We start from the raw sequence: 18,075 nt of genomic DNA, 5'->3' as shown, positions 1-18,075 counted from the left end.
CTTCACGTCCGGCGACGGACCGCTCACCGGGCGCGACTACCGTCCAATGACGTGCACTTGGCAGAAACACAGCAGGTGGCACCCGGTCGGCGGACGCAGTCGGCGGTGTCCGCCCTCCCGGAACAGCCCGCGCAGTGGCACCGAGTCCTGACCCTGCTCGCCGACATCAGTCTCTTCATCGGCACCCGCACGATCTGGACGCAGGCGGAGAGCCACCGGCCGATGGTCGCCGTGGCCATCTCGGTGTGTTACGCCGCGATCCTGGTCAGCGGGGTCCTGGCGCTCGTCGTACGCGGCGTCAGATCGCTCGTGCGGATCGACGCGGTCGTGCTGGTGATCGCCGTGGTCCTCGCCCTGTGCGCGTGGGCGATGAACCACGGCGGCGCCGACGAGGCGGTGCTGACCACCCAGGCCGCCAAGGAGCTGGCCGCCGGCCACGCCGTCTACGGGCAGCCCTGGCCCTGGCTGTTCACCAAGGGCATCGCCCTGACCCCGACGGTCCACGGCGGCTACGACTACACCTACGGCTATCCCCCGCTCGCCCCGCTGCTCACCGCCCCGCTCCTGTGGCTGGGCCACGGTGGCGCCCCGGCGACGGCCGTGAGCACGGGCGCGCTGATCGCCGGCACGGTCGTGCTGTGGCGGATGCTGCCCGTGCAGTGGCGGTCGGCGGCGACCATGGTCTGCCTCGGCTTCGGTTTCCTGCCGACGTACGCCCGCGAGGGCTACCCGGCGATCACCGCGCTGGCCCTGCTGGTCCCGGTGGTGGTGCGCTGGCCGCGGACCGGGCAGGGCGGGCGGCTCGGCGCGCCCGGCGTCGCGCGGGCCGTGTGTCTGGGTGCCGCGTGTGCCGCGCAGCAACTGCCGTGGTTCCTGGCGCCGTTCCTGCTGGCCGGGATCTACGCGGTGCGCCGCGGCGAACTGGGTGGACGGGCCGCGGCGCTGGTGGTGGCGCGGATCGCCGGGGTCGCCGGGGCGGTGTGGCTGCTGATCAACATGTACTTCGTCGTGAGTGAGCCGGGCACCTGGGCCACCGGTATCGCGCTGCCGCTGATCCAGGGGGCGACCCTGCACGGGCAGGGCCTGGTGGGGGTGTCGCTGTACTACACGAACGGCAGCGACCGGCTCGACTGGTACGGGCACGCGAGCATGCTGCTGGCCGCGGCGCTGCTCGGACTGCTGATCCTGTTCGCACGCCGGCTGGGACCCGCGGCGACCGTTCTGCCCTGGTGCGCCTTCTACCTGGCGACCCGGTCCCAGGACGGCTACTACCTGATGATGACCCCGCTGTGGCTGGCGGGTGCGATCACCGCGCCCCCGTCCGAGTTCGCGCGGGCCTGGCAGCCGCGGCCACGGCCGCTCACCGGCCGGTACCGGCGTCCGGCTCTGGCCGCGACGGCCGCGCTGATGGTCGCCCCGGCGCTGGTGAGCGCCGTCGTCGCCATCACCGGGAAGCCACCGCTGCGGACGGAGATCGCGTCCGTGCGTCGGGCCGCGAAGGACGCGAACGCCGTCACCCGGCTGACCCTGCGGGTCACCAACACCGACGACGGCGCTCTGGAACCGCACTTCATGCTCACCGTCGGCCAGGGCATGCGGCAGTTCTGGACGACGCTGAGGGGACCGGCCAGCCTGCCCGCGCACACCACGGCCGGCTATGTGATCGAGCCGCCCGGGGGGAGGTTCACCCTGCCGGGCCCGCACGCACGGCTGCGGCTGCGCGTCTTCACCCCGACCCCGCAGACGCTGTCCAGCGTGGACCTCCGTCTGCGCGTGGACGGTCCCGTGAAGGCGGGCCGGTCCCGCTGACGGTCGTCAGCCCGCGGAACGCACGAAGCGGAGCGTGGCGGCGACGGTCGTCAGGCCGCGGATCATGCCCATCTGGTTCCAGCCGAGGCCGAACTCGCTGCGGTCCACGGTGAATTCGGTGTCGAGCGTGAGCGCGTCGGCGTCGGCGCCGACCAGACGCGCGGTGACGGTCTGCGGGCGGCTGATGCCCCGCACGGTCAGCTGACCGGACACCTCGACCGAGTCGCCGGCGCCGGCCTTCGCGCTGCGGACGGCGAAGGTGATCTCGGGGTGGTTCTCGACGTCGAAGAAGTCGGCGGAGCGCAGGTGCTCGTCCCGCTTCTTGTTCTTGCTGTCGAAGGAGGCGGCGTCCAGGGTGATCGTGCCGGTGGCGGAACCACCGGAGTTCACCTCGCCCTGTCCGCCGACGACGCCGAAGGTGCCCTTCACGGTCACCAGGCCCCACATCGTCTTGTGGCGCAGGGCCACGGTGGTGGCGGCGGCGTCGAGCTGCCACAGACCGGTTTCCACGGCGACGGTCATGATCTTCTCCAGTGATGCGATGCGGTGGTGCGACGCGTGATGCGATGCAGAGGGTGTGATTCAAATTTGGTTGCTTCAAATTTGGATGACTGCACGCTAGCCCATTATCCAAATCTGGACAACCATTCGTGCAAAATTGGACAACAGGTAGAGTGGGAACCATGGCCCGCTCCGACGAGAACCCCGCAGACCTGCCCGAATGTCCGTCCACGCAGGGTGGCGGACTGCTGCCCAAGGAGCTGCGCGGATGGATGTTGCTGCTGGCGGCCACCGGTGCGGTGGAGCAGCAGCTGCGGTCCGTCGTGAAGGACCGGCTCGATGTCTCGCACGACGAGTTCCTGGTCCTGTGCCTGCTCGCGGAGCAGCCCGCGGGGCTGCGCATGACCCAGATCGCGGAGCTCCTGGGCCGCCCCAAGACCCGGCTCACCTACCAGATCGCCTGTCTGCATCACTCCGGGCTCGTCACCCGCACCTCGGTCTGCGGCGACCGGAGGGGCGTCGAGGTCGCTCTCACCGAGAAGGCCCGGGGCCTGTTGACCGAGGCCTCCGGCGCGCTCGCCGAGACGGTCACCGCGGCCCTCGCCCACTTCGTGGGACCGGCCCAGCGCGACGCGGTGTGCGGACTGCTGCCGGACCTCTTCGAGGAGTCCGAGGCGCAGGCGCCGTAGGGCGGATTGCCGGGCGGGGCCTGGGTACCCGGTCGTCCCGCGCCGGCGACCGAAGGAGGGCTCCATGGGCACTGCCGACCTGCCCGATCCCGTCATCCGTCGCACCGGAGCGGCTCCGCCGGTGGACGCGGCACGCCTGGAGGCGGCGCTGCGCGAGCGGGTCGAGGGCGAGGTGCGGTTCGACGCCGGGAGCCGGGCCGCGTACTCGACGGACGCCTCGAACTTCCGGCAGACCCCGATCGGCGTGGTCGTGCCCCGTACCCCCGAGGCCGCGGCGGAGGCGGTGGCCGTGGCGCGCGAGCACGACGCGCCCGTGCTGTCGCGGGGCGGCGGCACCAGCCTGGCGGGGCAGTGCACCAACACCGCCGTCGTCATCGACTGGTCGAAGTACTGCAACCACCTGGAGTCCGTGGACCCCGACGCCCGCACCTGTGTCGTCCAGCCCGGGATCGTCCTGGACGACCTCAACAGCCGGCTCTCCCCGTACGGGCTGCGGTTCGGCCCCGAGCCCGCCACCCACGCCAACTGCTGCCTCGGCGGCATGATCGGCAACAACTCCTGCGGCGCCACCGCGCAGGCGTACGGCAAGGTCGTCGACAACATCGCCCGCCTGGAGGTGCTGCTCTACGACGGCACCCGCTTCTGGTGCGGCGAGACCGGCGACGAGGAGTACGCCGAGATCGAGCGGCAGGGCGATCTGCGGGCCACCGTCTACCGGCGGTTGAGGGCGCTGCGGGACCGGTACGCCGACGAGGTGCGCCGCCGCTACCCCGACATCCCGCGCCGGGTCTCCGGCTACAACCTGGACTCCCTGCTGCCCGAGCACGGTTTCGACGTCGCCGGGCTCCTCGTCGGCAGCGAGTCGACGCTGGTCACCGTCCTGCGGGCGGAGCTGGAGCTGGTGCCGGTGGTCAAGGAGCGGACGCTGGTGGTGCTCGGGTTCCCGGAGATCTCCGTGGCCGCCGACGCCGTACCGGCGATCCTGCCCCACGAGCCGATCGCGCTGGAGGGCGTGGACGCGCGGCTGGTGCGGGACCAGCGGATCAAGCATCTCAACGCCAAGGCGCTCGCCGAACTCCCCGACGGGAACGCCTACTTGATGGTCCAGTTCGGCGGAGACACGGCCGAGGAGGCCGACGAGCGGGCGCACCGGATGCTGGACGGGCTGCACGAGTCCGAGCACGACGCCGAGGTCTCCTTCCTCGACGACCCCTCCCACGAGGACGAGTTGTGGCAGGTGCGGGAGGCCGGACTCGGCGCCACCGCGCACATCCCCGGCAAGCCCGACACCTTCGAGGGCTGGGAGGACTCGGCGGTACCCCCGGACCGCCTGGGCGACTACCTTCGCCGACTCAGGCGTCTCTACGACGAGTTCGGCTATCTCAGCGACACCGGGCCGAGCCTCTACGGCCACTTCGGACAGGGCTGTGTGCACACCCGGATCCCCTTCGACCTGTACAGCGCGGACGGGGTGGAGCACTACCGGCGGTTCATGGAGCGGGCGGCGGACCTGGTCGTGGAGTTCGGCGGGTCCTTCTCCGGGGAGCACGGGGACGGCCAGAGCCGGGGCGAGCTGCTGGGCCGGATGTTCGGGGCCGAACTCGTCGAGGCCTTCGGCCGGTTGAAGGCGGTCTTCGACCCGCTCGACCGGATGAACCCCGGCAAGGTGGTGGCCCCCTACGGGCTCGACGAGAACCTTCGGCTGGGCGGCGACTGGGCCCCGTACGTCGAACGCGAGCTGCACTTCCGCTTCCCGCACGACGGCGGGAACTTCGCGGAGGCCGCCAACCGGTGTGTGGGCGTGGGGAAATGCCGGCAGCTGACCAACAAGGGCGGCTCGGTGATGTGTCCCTCCTACCAGGTCACCCGGGAGGAGGAGCACTCGACGCGGGGGCGGGCCCGGCTGCTGTTCGAGATGCTCGACGGCCACGGGGACGGTGCGGTGCGGGACGGCTGGCGGTCGCAGGCCGTACGGGACGCCCTGGACCTCTGTCTGTCCTGCAAGGGGTGCAAGCACGACTGCCCGGCCGACGTCGACATGGCCACGTACAAGGCGGAGTTCCTCTCCCACCACTACGAGGGGCGGCCATGGCGCCGGCCTCGCTCCGACTGGTCGATGGGCTGGCTGCCGATGGTGGCGCAGACGGTGGGGCGGGCCCGGCTCGGGCCGGTCGTCAACGCGCTCACGCACACACCGGGCCTGTCGAGGGCGGCCGTCGCGGCCGCGGGCGTCGAGGACCGTGAGGTGCCGCTGTTCGCCCCACGGACCTTGCAGCAGTGGTTCGCGGGGCGGCGGGAGACGTACGGCGACGGGGCGCGCGGGAGTGTGCTGCTGTGGCCGGACACGTTCACCAACTTCTTCCATCCGCATGTCGGCCGGGCCGCGGTGGAGGTCCTCGAGCGGGCGGGATGGCGGGTGACACTGCCTCAGGAACCGCTGTGTTGTGGGCTCACCTGGATTTCCACCGGTCAACTCGGGATGGCCGAGCGGGTGTTGGGGCGGACGGTCCGGCATCTCGCCGGCCATGTCCGGGCCGGCGGGCTGGTGGTCGGGCTGGAGCCCAGCTGTACTACGGTGTTCCGCTCGGACGCGGACGAGCTGTTCCCCGGCGACCGGGACGTGCGCCGGCTGCGCGACCGGACGGTGACGCTGGCGGAGCTGCTCACCGAGCACTCCCCCGGGTACGAGCCGCCGCATGTGCCGGACCGTTCCGCGCGGGCGGTGGCCCAGGTGCACTGCCACCAGCACGCGGTCCTGGGCTGGGAGGCCGACCAGGAGCTGCTGCGCCGGGCCGGGGTGGAGGTCGAGCGGCTGGAGTCCGGGTGCTGCGGCCTCGCGGGCAACTTCGGCTTCGAGCGCGGGCATCTGGAGGTCAGCGAGGCGTGTGCCGAGCGGGTGCTGCTGCCCCGGCTGCGGGAGGAGGACGCGTCGACCGTGCTGCTCGCCGACGGGTTCAGCTGCCGGACCCAGGTCCACGAGTTCGACAGCGGCGGCCATGAGGGAGTGCATGTGGCGGAGCTGCTGGCCTCGGCGCTGAGGGACGGCGAACACGGCAGCGCGTACGGAGTGGGCGAGGACGTACGCCCCGCCCCGCCCGGGCGTCTGGGCAAGGCGCTGGCGCTGGGCGGGGCGGGGGTGGGCGCGGTCGGCGCGGCGGCCGGGCTGGCACGGATGTTCCGTCGGTGAGACGGGCCGGGGGTCCGCCCCGGCCCCCCTCACCGCGGAGACCTCGCGGCGGTCGTCCGCCGCGAGGCCGGGGAAGGTCCGCTACTCGGACCGCGCCCCGCTGTTGCGGCCGCGTACGACGGCGAACCCGGCGGCCGCCAGCCCCAGCACACCGACGACCAGCCCGGCGATGCCGAGCCCGCGCGCGGTGGAGTCGGCGGAGTCCGAGGAGGCGACCGCCGCCGAGGTCTTCGAGGGCAGCGGCGACGCGGCCGAAGTGCCCTCGTCCGACGCACCCTCGTCCGACACGCCCTTGGCCGTCAGCTTGAGCACCGGCGCCGGGTCCTCCGGCTCGTCCGCGCCCGGCTCGGTCTCCTCGATCCAGCGGACGACCTTGCCGTCGGAGTACGTCTGAAGGGTCTTGAAGGCCAACTGGTCGGTGTCGTCGGGAAGTTGCCCGAACGCCACGTGGAAGTCCTCGAACTGGCCGGCCCCGATCTTCCCGCCGGTCCAGGTGATCTCGGACACCGCGTCCGTGATGGTGCCGTCGTCGGTCTTCACCGGCGTCTTGAGCTTGCTGGTGGTGACCTTGGCGGTCCAGCCGTCCTGCGGGGCGACCAGGACGCCGAGCACGGGGTGGTCGGTGGGCAGGAAGACCTGCACCTTGGTGGTGCCGGCGCTGTCCTCCTCGTTGGGGACGCGGAAGGTCAGGAGGCCGTCGGTGGCCCCCTTGGCGTAGCTGTCGGGGTGGACGGTGACATGCGCGGAGGCGATGCCGGCCGCGGCGAGCACGGCGGTGGCGGCGAGCGCCGTGACGGCCGCGGCGCGGCGCACGGCGAGGCGTACTGAGGACATGGGTGGGTGAGTCTCCGTACTGGGAAAGTGTGTCGGGGTCAGATCGGGTACGGAGTCCCCGCCGGCGGCCCGCGCCGCCGCAGCGCGTGCCGCAGCAGGAGCGACCTCAGCGGCCGCGGCCCCTCGGCACACGGCCGTCGTACGGAATCCGGCGCGTCCGGCACCCGGAGCGCCCCGCCGCTCACCCGCCACCAGGCCAGCAGACCCGGCACCAGGGCGGCGGTCCGGCGCAGCAGCGACCACAGGGCGGCCTCGCCGCGGCGCAGCCACCAGGTCAGGGCCAGGGCCGCCGCGACATGGACGGCGGTGGCGTGCGGGGTGACGGCGTGGGCGTGGGACGACATGTGCATCCCGGGCATGACCATCGCCGAGTGCGGTCCCACCGCGTCGAAGGTGAGGTGCAGTCCGGCCTGCGCGGTGAGGGTGCCGGCGCCGATGGCGCCCAGCGACCGCTCCCGACCGCCCAGCAGGTACCCGGCCCCGAAGACCGGTACGAACCCGACGGCCTGCGCCCACACGGCCGGGGTCATCCCGGTCGCGAGCGTGTGTCCCCCGGCCGCGAGCAGCACACAGAGCGCGGCGAACACCGCCGCGCGCAGCCCGCGTACCGCAGCAGACGCCGTCATGGCGCCCGATCCTGCCACGCGCGGGGGCGGCCCCGCCCGGCGGATGCCCCCGCGCACAGGAACGGACTGGAAACCCACAGGAGGGAACGGACCGAGGCGGTGACGGCGTGACGGCCGAGCTGCTGGATCCGCAGCCGGGCGACGCCGGGTCGGTGAGCTGGACGCCGGAGTGCGCCGCCGTGGCCTCGGCGGCGGGGACGGACGTCAAGGGACCGTATGCGCAAGGTCGTTCCGGAGGGTCGGTTCGTGTATCTGTCCTGGGGTACGGTCGACGGCTCCGGTGCGTTCACCATGTTCCGGCGGGCCAGGCTGATGCTCGGCGCCGTGCCCGGCGAGGTGCTCGACGCGGCCGTGCGCGAGGGGCTGCTGGTCGGGCGGCCGGGGCTGGCCGACGCCCACGGCGCCCCGCTGTGCGCGCGGGTGGTGCCGCCGCGTATCACATGGACCGCCGGCCGGGACGGCGTCGGGTGAGCGTCCGCGCGGCCGTCGCCACATGCGTAACATGAGCGCCGTGACAGCCCGCGCACAGCACCGACCCGCGCCGCCGCACCCCGTGCGGTGGCGGGCGTTCCTGGTGCTCGCGCTGCTGGCCGGGCTGTTCGGGATGCACGCCCTGGCGCCCGGCGGCGCCGTCGAGGCGCACTCCGCGCCGTCCCGGCAGATGACGGTGGTGTCCGTCGGTCATGCCGACTGCCCGGGCTACGGGCACTGCGGCGGCGGCCATGTCCACCACGCCGACCAGACCTGTGCGTCCGGCGCGGTGAGCGGTGGGCCCAGCCTGCCCGCGCTCGTCGCCGACCCGATGGCCGTCCCCGTCCGCCCCGGTACCCCGTGCCCGTACGCGAGCACGGCACCGGACGGCGCCCGCGCGCCGCCCGATCTGGCGGAACTCCAACTCCTGCGGATCTAGACAGGCCCCGCGCCGCGACCGTGAAACGGCGTCGCGGTGCGCTCCGGCACGTCTGAAATCCCTTCGCACAGCAGGAGTTCAACCATGCGCAACACCCGTACGTTCCTGGTCGCGGCGGCGGTCGTCGGCTCCCTCGCCCTCACCGCCTGCGGCAACGACAGCGACAGCGGAGGCAGCGGCGGCCACCACGACTCCGCCGCCTCGTCGACGGCCTCGTCGACCGCGGCCGCGCACAACGACCAGGACATGGCCTTCGCGCAGGGCATGGTCCCGCACCACCAGCAGGCCCTGGAGATGGCGAAGCTCGCCGCCGACCGGGCCTCCTCGCCCCAGGTGAAGGACCTCGCCGCACGGATCGAGAAGGCGCAGGACCCGGAGATCCAGACGATGAACGGCTGGATGAAGTCCTGGAACATGGAGATGGGCAATCCCTCGCCGATGCCGTCGATGTCCGGGATGGGCGGGATGGCCGGCATGGACGGAATGATGAGCGACAAGGACATGACGGAACTGAAGAACATGTCCGGCAAGGAGTTCGACACCATGTTCCTGACCATGATGATCGAGCACCACAACGGCGCCATCGAGATGGCGAAGACCGAGAAGGCCAAGGGTTCCTACGCCCCCGCCGTCTCCATGGCCGGTGACATCATCAGCGGCCAGAGCGCCGAGATCACCGAGATGAACCAGCTCCTCGGAAAGAAGTAGCCCCCCGTCCACGCGGCTTGCGCCAGGCCCTAGCGGTCCAGTGTCGCCAGTACCTCCGCGCAGACGGCCATCGCCGTCTCGGCGGGGGTGCGGGCGCCGATGTCGAGGCCGATGGGGCCGTGGATGCGGCCGAGGTGGTCGTCGCCGAGGCCGGCCGCCGTCAGGCCGGCGGCACGGCGCTCCTGGGTGTGCCGGGAGCCGAGGGCGCCGACGTAGGCGATACCGGAGGTCAGCGCGGTGTGCAGGGTCGGGACGTCCACGTCGGGCTCATGGCTGAGCATGACCAGACAGGCGCAGGCGGGGCGTTCGGCGAGCAGCTTGCCGGCGTCCCGCGCGGTGCCTGTCACCGTGGCCTGCCAGCCGAGCAGTCCGGCCTGGGCGACGAGGAGTTCGGCGAGTTCGCCGCCGCCCACGACCACCAGGTGCGGGACGGCGGGGCAGGTCTCGACGAGGCACAGCCCGGCGTCGGTGGCATGCACCTCACGTCCCGCCCGATGCCGGACCAGCAGCGCACGCGCGCACTCGGCGGCCTGGGGCGGCACGTCCGGCCCGTCGGCCTTGCCGTCCCGCGTGACGACGGCGCTCACCGCGTGCGTACGCCACTCGTCCAGCCAGGTGACGAGCGCCGCGTCGGCGCCCGCCGCGAGCAGCTCCCACCACCGGGCGGGCAGCGAGGCCAGCGGCTGGAGCAGGATCTCGGCCTGCCCGCCGCAGGTGAGCCCGGCGTCCCGCACCCCCTCGTCGTGCACGGCCACCGGCACGACCCGGGAGGTGTGCCCGGGCGGCAGCGAGGCGGCCTCCGCCACGAGCTGCCGGTCGAAGGCGCCCCGGTAGAGCGTGCCGTGGCAGTTCCCGTCGGCGTCGACGAGGAGCGCGTCGGCGGGGTGCCGGGGCCCGAAGCCCCGCTCGGTGAGGGGCCGGGCGAGGACCGCCGTACGGTGCCGGGCCGCCCACTGGAGTGCTGTGTCCGCGAGTTCCCTCATGGCGGAAAGCCTAGTTTCAGTAGACGTCCCTGACATATCGCTTGTCGTTCGCCAGCTGCTTCACGTACGCCGCCGCCCCCGCCTCGTCCAGCCCCCCGTGCGCCACGGCGATGTCCTTCAGCGCCTGCTCGACGTCCTTGGCCATACGGGACGCGTCCCCGCACACATAGAGGTGGGCGCCGTCCTGGAGCCAGGACCACAGCTGGGGGCCGTGTTCGCGCATCCGGTCCTGGACGTACACCTTGGTCCGCTGGTCGCGGGAGAAGGCGGTGTCCAGACGGTCGAGGGTGCCGTCGGCGAGAAACCCGGTGAGCTCCTCCTCGTAGTAGAAGTCGGTCGCCCGGTGCTGTTCGCCGAAGAAGAGCCAGTTGGCGCCCCGGTGGCCGAGGGCGCGGCGCTGCTCCAGGAAGCCGATGAAGGGGGCGACCCCGGTGCCGGGTCCGACCATCACCATCGGTGCGGCCGGGTCGGCGGGCGGGTGGAAGTGGGCGGAGCGCTGGACGTGGACGGGGACCGGGGTGTCCGGCTCGGCGTCGGCGAGGAAGGGGGAGCAGACGCCCTGGCGCGGGCGGCCGGCCAGGTTCTCGTAGCGGACGACGGAGACGGTGAGCGACACCAGGTGCGGGTCGGTGAGCGGGCTGGACGATATGGAGTACAGCCGCGGCTGCAGCCTCCCCAGCGTCTCGGCCCACTCCTGCGCGTCCGCCCGCACCCCGTGCTCGGCGACGACGTCCACGGCCTGGCGTCCCCACGACCACTTGGCCAGCTCACCCTTGTTGTCGGGACGGGTCAGCTTCTTCAACTCCCGTGGATCACGCGCCCGTTCGGTGACGAAACGCAGCAGTGCGGGGGTGATCCGGGTGATGTCGAGATACCGCGACAGGGCTTCACGCAGCGGGACTTCCCCCACGGCGTTCAGCGCTACGACGGTGTCCGCGTCGAGACCGGTGACGGCGAGCCATTCCCCCACCAGACGGGGGGAGTTGAGCGGCCGCACACCGAGCGCGTCACCGGCGTCGTAGAGCAGGGGCGTCTCGCTGTCGCGGGTGTCGAAGGTGAACCGCCGGACCTCCTTGCCCGCGCCGGGGAGACTGAGGAGGCGGTTGCCGGTGAGTCGGGCGAGGACGGGGGCGGGTTTGCTCGGACGGGGAGCGGCGGGGGTGCGCGCGGCGGGGGCCGGGGTTCGCTCCGGGGTTCGGGGCGAGTCCGTGGGGGACGGTGACGGGGTGCCGGCCGGCCCCGCGGGGGCTGGTGACGGGGTGCCGGACAGTGCGGTGAGCACCTGGTCGAGCCAGGCGTGGGCCGCGTCCTCGTAGTCCGGTTCGCAGTCCGTGCGCGGGGCGAGGCGCAGGGCGCCCAGTTCGTCCAGACGTTGGTCGAGACGGCGGCCGTGGCCGCAGAAGTCGTCGTAGGAGGAGTCGCCGAAGGCGAGGACGGCGTAGCGCCGGCCCGCCATGCCCGGGGTGTCGGACGCGGCCAGGGTCTCCCAGAAGCCGGAGCCGTTGTCGGGGGCGTCGCCGTCGCCGAAGGTGCTGGTGATCAGCAGCAGGTCGGCGCCGGACGGCAGGGCCGCGGGGTCGACCTCGTCCATGCCGAGCAGCGAGGCGGCGTGTCCGTCGGTCTTGAGCCGCTCGGCGGTGGCGGCGGCGAAGTCCTCCGCGTTGCCGGTCTGCGAGGCCCACAGGATGACGACCTCACGCCCGGGAGCGGATGGCACGGCGGGGGTGGGGGCGGTGCCGCGGGAGTACATTCCGGCCAGTACGCCGTTCACCCACAGCGCGTGTTCGGGGCTGAAGGGGGCCGACGGCGGCAGCACGGGCACTCCGGGGCTTCCGGCCGGGATGCCGGCGAGGAAGCCGACCAGGTACTGCCGTTCCCGGGCGGTCAGGACGGGCGGCGGGGCGGGTGCGAGCCCGAACGGGTCGGCGGTGCCCGGCAGCACGGCGCTCGGAGCGACCTCGACCGCCGTCCGCTCTCCCGGTGTCCGCACCGACACCGGTGTCGACACCTTGGTCAGCGAGACCGCGCACACCTTCAACTCGGGCTGGAAGGACAGCGGATCGACGGCGTCGCTGGTCACCGCGTTGACGCTGAGGTACTCGCCGAACAGGTCGTTCCAGTGGAAGGGAGCGAAGCAACTCCCGGGCCGTACACGGTCGGTGACCACGGCGGGCAGCACGGCCCGGCCGCGTCGCGACGCGACCTCCACCGAATCACCGTCGGTGACACCGAGGTCCGCCGCGTCCCGCGGATGCAGCTCCACGAACGGCCCGGGGTTCAGCTTGTTGAGCTTGGCCACCTTCGCGGTCTTGGTGAGCGTGTGCCACTGGTGCTGCAGCCGCCCGGTGTTGAGGACGAACGGGTAGTCGTCGTCCGGCATCTCGGCGGCCGGGATGTGCGGCCGGGCGAAGAACACGGCACGTCCGGTCGGGGTGGGGAAGGTGAGCGTGCCGTCCCGGTCGTCGACGTAGCGGACGGGATTGCGGTCGTGGCCCTCCTCGCTCGCCGCCGGCCACTGCACGGGCGTCCGGCGCAGCCGCTCGTACGTCACCCCGCGCAGGTCCCAGCCCGTCTTCGGGTTCCAGAACCGCTTGATCTCCTCGAAGACGTCCTCGGCGCTGTCGTACGAGAAGCCCTCCTCGAAGCCCATCTCCCGGGCGACACCCGCGATGATCCGCCAGTCGGCCATCGCCTCGCCCGGCGGGTCGGCGGCGGGCCGGGCCAGGGTGAGGTCGCGCTCGCTGTTGACCAGGACGCCCTCGGCCTCGGTCCACAGGGCGCCGGGCAGCACGATGTCGGCGTAGGCGTTGGTCTCGGTCTCGGCGAACACGTCCTGGGTGACGACGAGTTCGGCGGCCTCCAGGCCCTCGATGACGGTCTTGCGGTTGCCGACGGAGGCGACGGGGTTGGTGCAGATGATCCAGCAGGCCTTGATCTCGCCGTCGGCCATCTTGCGGAACATCTCGACGGTGCCCCGGCCGACCCCGTCGGCCCGTACGCTCCCCGCCGTAAGGCCCCACAGCTCCTCGGCGAACGCCCGCTCCTCGGCGACGAGCACGGACCGCTGGCCGGGCAGCCCGGGGCCCATGTACCCCATCTCCCGGCCGCCCATGGCGTTGGGCTGCCCGGTGAGCGAGAAGGGGCCGCTGCCGGGGCGGCAGATGGCGCCCGTCGCCAGATGCAGATTGACCAGCGCGTTGGTGTTCCAGGTGCCGTGCGTGGACTGGTTGAGGCCCATGGTCCAGCAACTGGTCCACTCGCCCGCCTCGCCGATCAGCCGGGCGGCCGTACGGATGTCGTCCTCGGCGAGACCGGTGATCCCGGCGACGGTGGCGGGCGGGTAGTCGGCGAGGAAGGCGGGCATGTCGTCCCAGCCCTCGGTGTGCCGGGCGATGAACTCGGGGTCGGTGTGCCCGTTCTCGTGCAGGAGGTACAACAGACCGTTGAGCAGGGCGAGATCGGTACCCGGCTTGATCTGGAGGAAGAGATCGGCCTTCTCGGCGGTGGTGGTGCGCCGGGGGTCGACCACGACGACCTTGGCGCCCGCCGACTTCACCCGCTCCATCATCCGCAGAAACAGAACGGGGTGGCAGTCGGCCATGTTGGAGCCGATGACGAGGAAGAGATCGGCGCGGTCGAAGTCCTGGTAGGAGCCCGGGGGCCCGTCGGCGCCGAGGGACAGCTTGTAGCCGGTGCCCGCGCTGGCCATGCACAGGCGGGAGTTGGACTCGATCTGGTTGGTCCGCACGAACCCCTTGGCGAGTTTGTTCGCCAGGTACTGCGCCTCCAGGCTCAGCTGCCCGGAGACATAGAAGGCGAGGGCGTCGGGCCCGTGCCGGTCGAGAATGGCGCGCAGCCGCCGGGCCGTCTCACCGATCGCCGCCGCGACCCCGCTCGGCACCGGCTCCTCACCCCGCTCCGGCCGTACGAGGGCGGTGGTCAGCCGTCCGGGAGCGGAGAGCATGTCGGCGGTGGTCGCGCCCTTGGTGCACAGGCGGCCGAAGTTCGCGGGGTGCTCCTTGTCGCCGGTGGCCTTGAGGACCGTACGACGTCCGTCCGGGCCCATCCCGACATCGAGGACGATGCCGCAGCCCACACCGCAGTAGGAGCAGACCGTCCGCACCTTCGTCGCCGTCGTCGTGTCGGCGTTCCGCGAGTCCGGCGCGGCCACGGGCACCCCCTGCCTCTCATGATCGTCCCGTACGGGTGGAGCTTTTGTGACGGTACGAAATGCCCATTACACGGGTGTCTCCTGAGCCGGTCATCAGGGGTTACACCGGGCGCACAGAGCCGCGCGGGGCGCTGTGAGAGATCTTGCGACGGGGACGGGGCCGGATGTCAGCCGGCGGCTCGGGTCGGCCGAGACATAAGGCATATGCATTCACGGTGATTCAGTGAAGAAAGAAATGCCCCGGGCGTTCGAATTCACGATGCCTCCTATTTCTTCACGAAATGCAATACGCCCATTGGGGTGGTGAGGTCCGTTCTCACAGACCACCCCACCTTGATTAAGAGGCAACGAAACGATCGATTAACGGACGTGTAGCGGACGGGAATCGTCCCGGCTGTCCACTCCTGGTCACCGCCGTTCACCCACAGCGTCAGGAGGGACCATGTCCTTCTTCGCCAGGGCTTCCTGGCCAGGAGACCATCGTGACGAGATCGTCGCGGGCGCGCTCGTCGCGGCCGTCGTCGTCGTACTCGGATACGCCTCGGGCATCGGTGTCTCCCCACCGCCGACCGTCGACACCGCCGCCCCGCCGGTCTCCCGAACGCCGTCCCCCACCCGTCAGCCCACCTCCCGCTCCGAGACCGGCCCGCCCGACACCTCCGCCGGAACGGCGGGGGCGGGGGCGGGGGCGGCGGGCGGTTACTGGGCAGGGGGTGGAGACGCGGGAATCCCCGTGGCCGGCGGCACATCACCCACGACGGGCGGAACGGGCGGCCACGATCACGGCGGCGGGGAGGGGAGCGGCAGCGCGGGCGGGGGCAGCGGCACGGACTCCCCCTCACCCTCTCCCACCCCGGCCCCGTCGCCCCCGGCCGGTTGCCAGGACGGCCAAGTCAGCCTGGTGAAGCCCCTGTTGAACGGTGTGGCCACCCCGGTCACCGGTCTTCTGGGCGGGCTCCTGGCCCCGTCGGCAGCCGCGTCGGCCTCCCCGTCCCCCTCCCCCTCGCCCGCGGCCGGCACCGACACCCTGTCCTCCCTCTGCGTCGGCCTGGCCTCCCCCTCCGTCCTGTCGGAGCTCCTGCCATGAGACCCCGCATCCCGTCCCTCCTGCTCACCCTCCTCACCGCGCTCACCGCTCTCCTCCTCTCGGCGTCCCCGGCCTCCGCCCACACGGAGCTCGACTCCTCAAGCCCGAAGGCCGGGGCCCGCCTCGCCCACACCCCCGCGACCGTCCGGCTGACCTTCAGCGAGCCGGTCGAGCTCGACGACGTCCACATCGAGGTGGCGGGCCGGCCGTTGACGTTGTCGCGGACCGGGCAGGGCGGCGACTCCGTCCGGGTCACCGTCCCCGGGACCACCGGCCAGGACCGCCTCACCCTGACTTGGCAGGTGCTTGACATGGAGGACGGGCATCCCACCTCGGGCACGCTCACCTTCCGTCTCACCGCGAAACCGGCGTCCGCCGAGGGCGGTGGCACCGACGCGTCCGGCTCCCCGGCCCAGGCCGCCCCTCAGCCCAGCGAGACGGTCCGCAGGGTCTGGGCCGCGGTGCGCTGGCTCGGCTATCTCGCGCTCGCCCTCTACGTCGGCGGCCTCGGCTTCCTCGCGATGCTGTGGCCGGACGGCGCCCAGGACCGCCGTACCCGTCGCATCCTCACCGTCTCCTGGACCGCCGGTCTCACCGCGAGCCTGCTCGCGCCGGGCCTCCAGGGCGCGTACGGCGCCCTGGGCACCCTCAAAGACGTGTTCCGACCGGCCACCTACACCGGCCTGTTGAACACCGAGGTCGGCGTCGTCGCCGCCTGCCGGGTGCTGATGTGGGTGCTCGCGGCCATCGTGCTGGCCGCCGTACTGCAGGGCGGTGACCGGGCGACCCGCTCGCCGGGCTGGCGGGTCGGTGCCCTGGCGGTGGCGCTCGGACTGCTGCGCACGACCAGCATGACCGGGCACAACTCCGAGGGCACGCACCCGGGTTGGGGCGCGGTGGCCGACCTGGTGCATCTGCTCGGTGTCTCGCTGTGGCTCGGCGGGCTGACCCTCCTGCTGCTGGGGGTGCTGCCCCGGCGCAGGCCCGAGGAGCTGTCGGCCGTGATCCCCGGCTACTCCACCCTCGCCGCGGTGTCCGTCACCGCGATCGCGGCGGCGGGCACCGTGCTGACCTGGCAGGTCGTCGGCTCCTTCGGCGCCCTCCTCGACACCGGCTACGGGCGGCTGCTCCTGCTCAAACTCGCCGTACTGGCCCTGGTGCTGGTGATCGCGCACCGCAGTCGCGGCTGGGTGCGGACCCGGCTCGACATCGCCGTACTGCTGCGCGGCGACCGCGCCACCGTACGGCCCTTCGTCCACTCGGTCGCGGCGGAGACGGGGCTCGTCCTCGTCGTGCTCGCCGCGACGAGTCTGCTGGTCACGTCCGCCCCCGGCCGCTGACCGGCATCGCCCGACCCCCCTGCCCGCACCAGGGCCAGGGGAATCTCACAAGGGAGACGCACCACCATGCACAGTGAAGAAACCACCGCTCCCCGCCGCCCGCGGCGCTCCCGGGCGGGCAACCGGGTGCTGCTGGCCACCGGCGTGGGCGCGGGCATCGCGGCCGTCGCCGGGCTGGGTCTGCTGCAGGCGTCCGCCGGGGCCGCGGCCCCGCAGCAGGCGGCGCCGGCCGCCGCCGTCCGGCCGATGGCCAACATGGACCACACGTCCACCGAGGCCGCCGCGGCCGACCACACCATCGAGATCAAGAACTACGCCTTCAGCACCCCGAAGCTCACGGTGAAGGTCGGCGAGACGGTGAAGTGGGTCAACGAGGACACCGCTCCGCACACCGTCACCACCACCAGCGGCCCGGCCAAGTTCGACTCCGGCACGCTCCAGAAGGGCGACAGCTGGTCGTACACCTTCACCAAGGCGGGGACGTACGACTACTACTGCGCGGTCCACCCGGACATGACGGCCTCGATCACCGTGGTCGCCGACGGCTCGGGCTCCTCCGGCGGCTCCTCGGGCGGCGGTACGGGTGGCGGCACCGGCGGCGGCACGGGTGGGTCGACGGGTGGCTCGACCGGCGGGTCCACAGGTGGCTCGACGGGCGGCTCCACCGGGGGCTCCACGGGCGGTTCGACCGGCGGGGGCAGCGGCTCCGGCGGTACCGGCGGCGGTGACGAGCAGTGTGTCAGTGTCCAGCAGGTGCTGCTGCCGATCCTCCAGCACATCGAGAAGGCGCATCTGGAGGAGTCCCCGGGCCAGCAGGTGCAGGACGCGCTGAACCTCGACAGCTACCTCAAGATGCACACCGTCTGGATCGAGTCGATCCTCACGCCCGCCGTCAACGGCGCCGGCAGCGTCTCCGACGACACCCTCGGCGTGCTGCTCCAGCACATCGACTCGGCGCACCTGGAGGAGTCGCTGGGCCAGCAGGTCTCGGACCTTCTGAACCCGGACGCCTACGTCAAGATGCACACCGTCTGGGCCGAGCACCTGCTCGCCCCCACCGAGAACTACATCACCAACTCCTGCTGACCCTCCCCCTCTTCAGCAGGACGCGGCGGGCCGGCCGAGTCGCAGTCGGCCTGCTCGTTCGCCGGAACGGGGATGCTCCCGCCGGCGTCCTCCAGCCCGAACGCGCCGAACAGCCGCAGCCTGGCGAGCGCCGGGGGGGCGGGC

General features: G+C 72.3%; 13 protein-coding genes and 1 pseudogene. 9 read left to right on the top strand and 5 right to left on the bottom strand.

From position 1 onward, the window contains the following. The first annotated feature begins 105 nt into the window (after positions 1–105). Entirely contained in the window at positions 106–1,809 is a 1,704-nt protein-coding gene (locus ABZT17_RS32965; protein WP_356354362.1) for a hypothetical protein, read from the top strand. Between the two features lie 6 nt (positions 1,810–1,815). Here the strand turns inward: ABZT17_RS32965 and ABZT17_RS32960 are convergent, their stop codons facing one another. Further along, complete coding sequence (locus tag ABZT17_RS32960) at positions 1,816–2,331, bottom strand: YceI family protein (RefSeq protein WP_356354307.1); 516 nt, start codon at positions 2,329–2,331, stop codon at positions 1,816–1,818. A 161-nt stretch (positions 2,332–2,492) separates the two neighbouring features. Between ABZT17_RS32960 and ABZT17_RS32955 the strand changes: the two genes are divergently transcribed. Together ABZT17_RS32955 and ABZT17_RS32950 are read left to right on the top strand one after the other, a co-directional pair. Continuing rightward, on the top strand, positions 2,493–2,999 hold the full coding sequence (locus tag ABZT17_RS32955) for a MarR family transcriptional regulator (protein ID WP_356354306.1): 507 nt from the start codon (positions 2,493–2,495) through the stop codon (positions 2,997–2,999). A gap of 64 nt (positions 3,000–3,063) precedes the next feature. After that, positions 3,064–6,186, top strand: coding sequence for an FAD-binding and (Fe-S)-binding domain-containing protein (locus ABZT17_RS32950; protein WP_356354304.1), 3,123 nt, complete (start codon positions 3,064–3,066; stop codon positions 6,184–6,186). An 81-nt stretch (positions 6,187–6,267) separates the two neighbouring features. On the opposite strand, the gene ABZT17_RS32945 is transcribed toward ABZT17_RS32950, so the two are convergent. Together ABZT17_RS32945 and ABZT17_RS32940 are read right to left on the bottom strand one after the other, a co-directional pair. Then, entirely contained in the window at positions 6,268–7,020 is a 753-nt protein-coding gene (locus ABZT17_RS32945; RefSeq protein ID WP_356354302.1) for a YcnI family protein, read from the bottom strand. Between the two features lie 38 nt (positions 7,021–7,058). Continuing rightward, entirely contained in the window at positions 7,059–7,646 is a 588-nt protein-coding gene (locus ABZT17_RS32940) for a hypothetical protein (protein ID WP_356354300.1), read from the bottom strand. A 113-nt stretch (positions 7,647–7,759) separates the two neighbouring features. On the opposite strand from ABZT17_RS32940, the pseudogene ABZT17_RS32935 reads away from it, so the two are divergent. The 3 genes and pseudogenes from ABZT17_RS32935 to ABZT17_RS32925 form a co-directional block, all read left to right on the top strand. Beyond that, positions 7,760–8,117: pseudogene (locus ABZT17_RS32935) on the top strand (DUF5990 family protein); the annotation flags it as partial. 40 nt (positions 8,118–8,157) lie between these two features. Next, complete coding sequence (locus ABZT17_RS32930; RefSeq protein ID WP_356354299.1) at positions 8,158–8,556, top strand: DUF6153 family protein; 399 nt, start codon at positions 8,158–8,160, stop codon at positions 8,554–8,556. Between the two features lie 84 nt (positions 8,557–8,640). Next, positions 8,641–9,264 (top strand): DUF305 domain-containing protein, encoded by a 624-nt coding sequence (locus ABZT17_RS32925; protein WP_356354297.1) that lies wholly within the window; start codon positions 8,641–8,643, stop codon positions 9,262–9,264. A gap of 29 nt (positions 9,265–9,293) precedes the next feature. Here ABZT17_RS32925 and ABZT17_RS32920 read toward each other — a convergent pair whose 3' ends face one another. After that, positions 9,294–10,247, bottom strand: coding sequence for an XdhC family protein (locus ABZT17_RS32920; protein ID WP_356354295.1), 954 nt, complete (start codon positions 10,245–10,247; stop codon positions 9,294–9,296). Between the two features lie 16 nt (positions 10,248–10,263). Then, positions 10,264–14,418, bottom strand: coding sequence for a bifunctional nitrate reductase/sulfite reductase flavoprotein subunit alpha (locus ABZT17_RS32915; protein ID WP_356354293.1), 4,155 nt, complete (start codon positions 14,416–14,418; stop codon positions 10,264–10,266). A gap of 442 nt (positions 14,419–14,860) precedes the next feature. Between ABZT17_RS32915 and ABZT17_RS32910 the strand changes: the two genes are divergently transcribed. The 3 genes from ABZT17_RS32910 to ABZT17_RS32900 all read left to right on the top strand — a co-directional run bounded on the left by ABZT17_RS32910 (position 14,861) and on the right by ABZT17_RS32900 (position 17,931). Further along, on the top strand, positions 14,861–15,505 hold the full coding sequence (locus ABZT17_RS32910) for a hypothetical protein (RefSeq protein ID WP_356354291.1): 645 nt from the start codon (positions 14,861–14,863) through the stop codon (positions 15,503–15,505). Beyond that, positions 15,502–16,845 carry a copper resistance protein CopC gene (locus tag ABZT17_RS32905; RefSeq protein WP_356354289.1) on the top strand — a complete coding sequence of 448 codons (1,344 nt, stop codon included), beginning with the start codon at positions 15,502–15,504 and terminating at the stop codon, positions 16,843–16,845. Before ABZT17_RS32910 ends, ABZT17_RS32905 begins: the two co-directional genes overlap by 4 nt. A 66-nt stretch (positions 16,846–16,911) precedes the next feature. After that, positions 16,912–17,931, top strand: a complete 1,020-nt coding sequence (locus ABZT17_RS32900; protein ID WP_356354287.1) for a cupredoxin family copper-binding protein — start codon at positions 16,912–16,914, stop codon at positions 17,929–17,931. Positions 17,932–18,075: the final 144 nt, after the last annotated feature.

It is taken from the genome of Streptomyces sp. NPDC005648 (genome assembly GCF_040605395.1).
Lineage (GTDB): Bacteria > Actinomycetota > Actinomycetes > Streptomycetales > Streptomycetaceae > Streptomyces.
Note: the sequence above shows the minus strand (reverse complement) of the source record. Positions and strands in the feature narration are given on the sequence as shown.

What these genes read in the sequence shown, in the direction of transcription:
- ABZT17_RS32960 (WP_356354307.1), bottom strand. Translation starts at nt 2,331, where the DNA reads ATGACCGTCGCCGTGGAAACCGGTCTGTGGCAGCTCGACGCCGCCGCC.
- ABZT17_RS32955 (WP_356354306.1), top strand. Translation starts at nt 2,493, where the DNA reads ATGGCCCGCTCCGACGAGAACCCCGCAGACCTGCCCGAATGTCCGTCC.
- ABZT17_RS32950 (WP_356354304.1), top strand. Translation starts at nt 3,064, where the DNA reads ATGGGCACTGCCGACCTGCCCGATCCCGTCATCCGTCGCACCGGAGCG.
- ABZT17_RS32945 (WP_356354302.1), bottom strand. Translation starts at nt 7,020, where the DNA reads ATGTCCTCAGTACGCCTCGCCGTGCGCCGCGCCGCGGCCGTCACGGCG.
- ABZT17_RS32940 (WP_356354300.1), bottom strand. Translation starts at nt 7,646, where the DNA reads ATGACGGCGTCTGCTGCGGTACGCGGGCTGCGCGCGGCGGTGTTCGCC.
- ABZT17_RS32925 (WP_356354297.1), top strand. Translation starts at nt 8,641, where the DNA reads ATGCGCAACACCCGTACGTTCCTGGTCGCGGCGGCGGTCGTCGGCTCC.
- ABZT17_RS32920 (WP_356354295.1), bottom strand. Translation starts at nt 10,247, where the DNA reads ATGAGGGAACTCGCGGACACAGCACTCCAGTGGGCGGCCCGGCACCGT.
- ABZT17_RS32910 (WP_356354291.1), top strand. Translation starts at nt 14,861, where the DNA reads ATGTCCTTCTTCGCCAGGGCTTCCTGGCCAGGAGACCATCGTGACGAG.
- ABZT17_RS32905 (WP_356354289.1), top strand. Translation starts at nt 15,502, where the DNA reads ATGAGACCCCGCATCCCGTCCCTCCTGCTCACCCTCCTCACCGCGCTC.
- ABZT17_RS32900 (WP_356354287.1), top strand. Translation starts at nt 16,912, where the DNA reads ATGCACAGTGAAGAAACCACCGCTCCCCGCCGCCCGCGGCGCTCCCGG.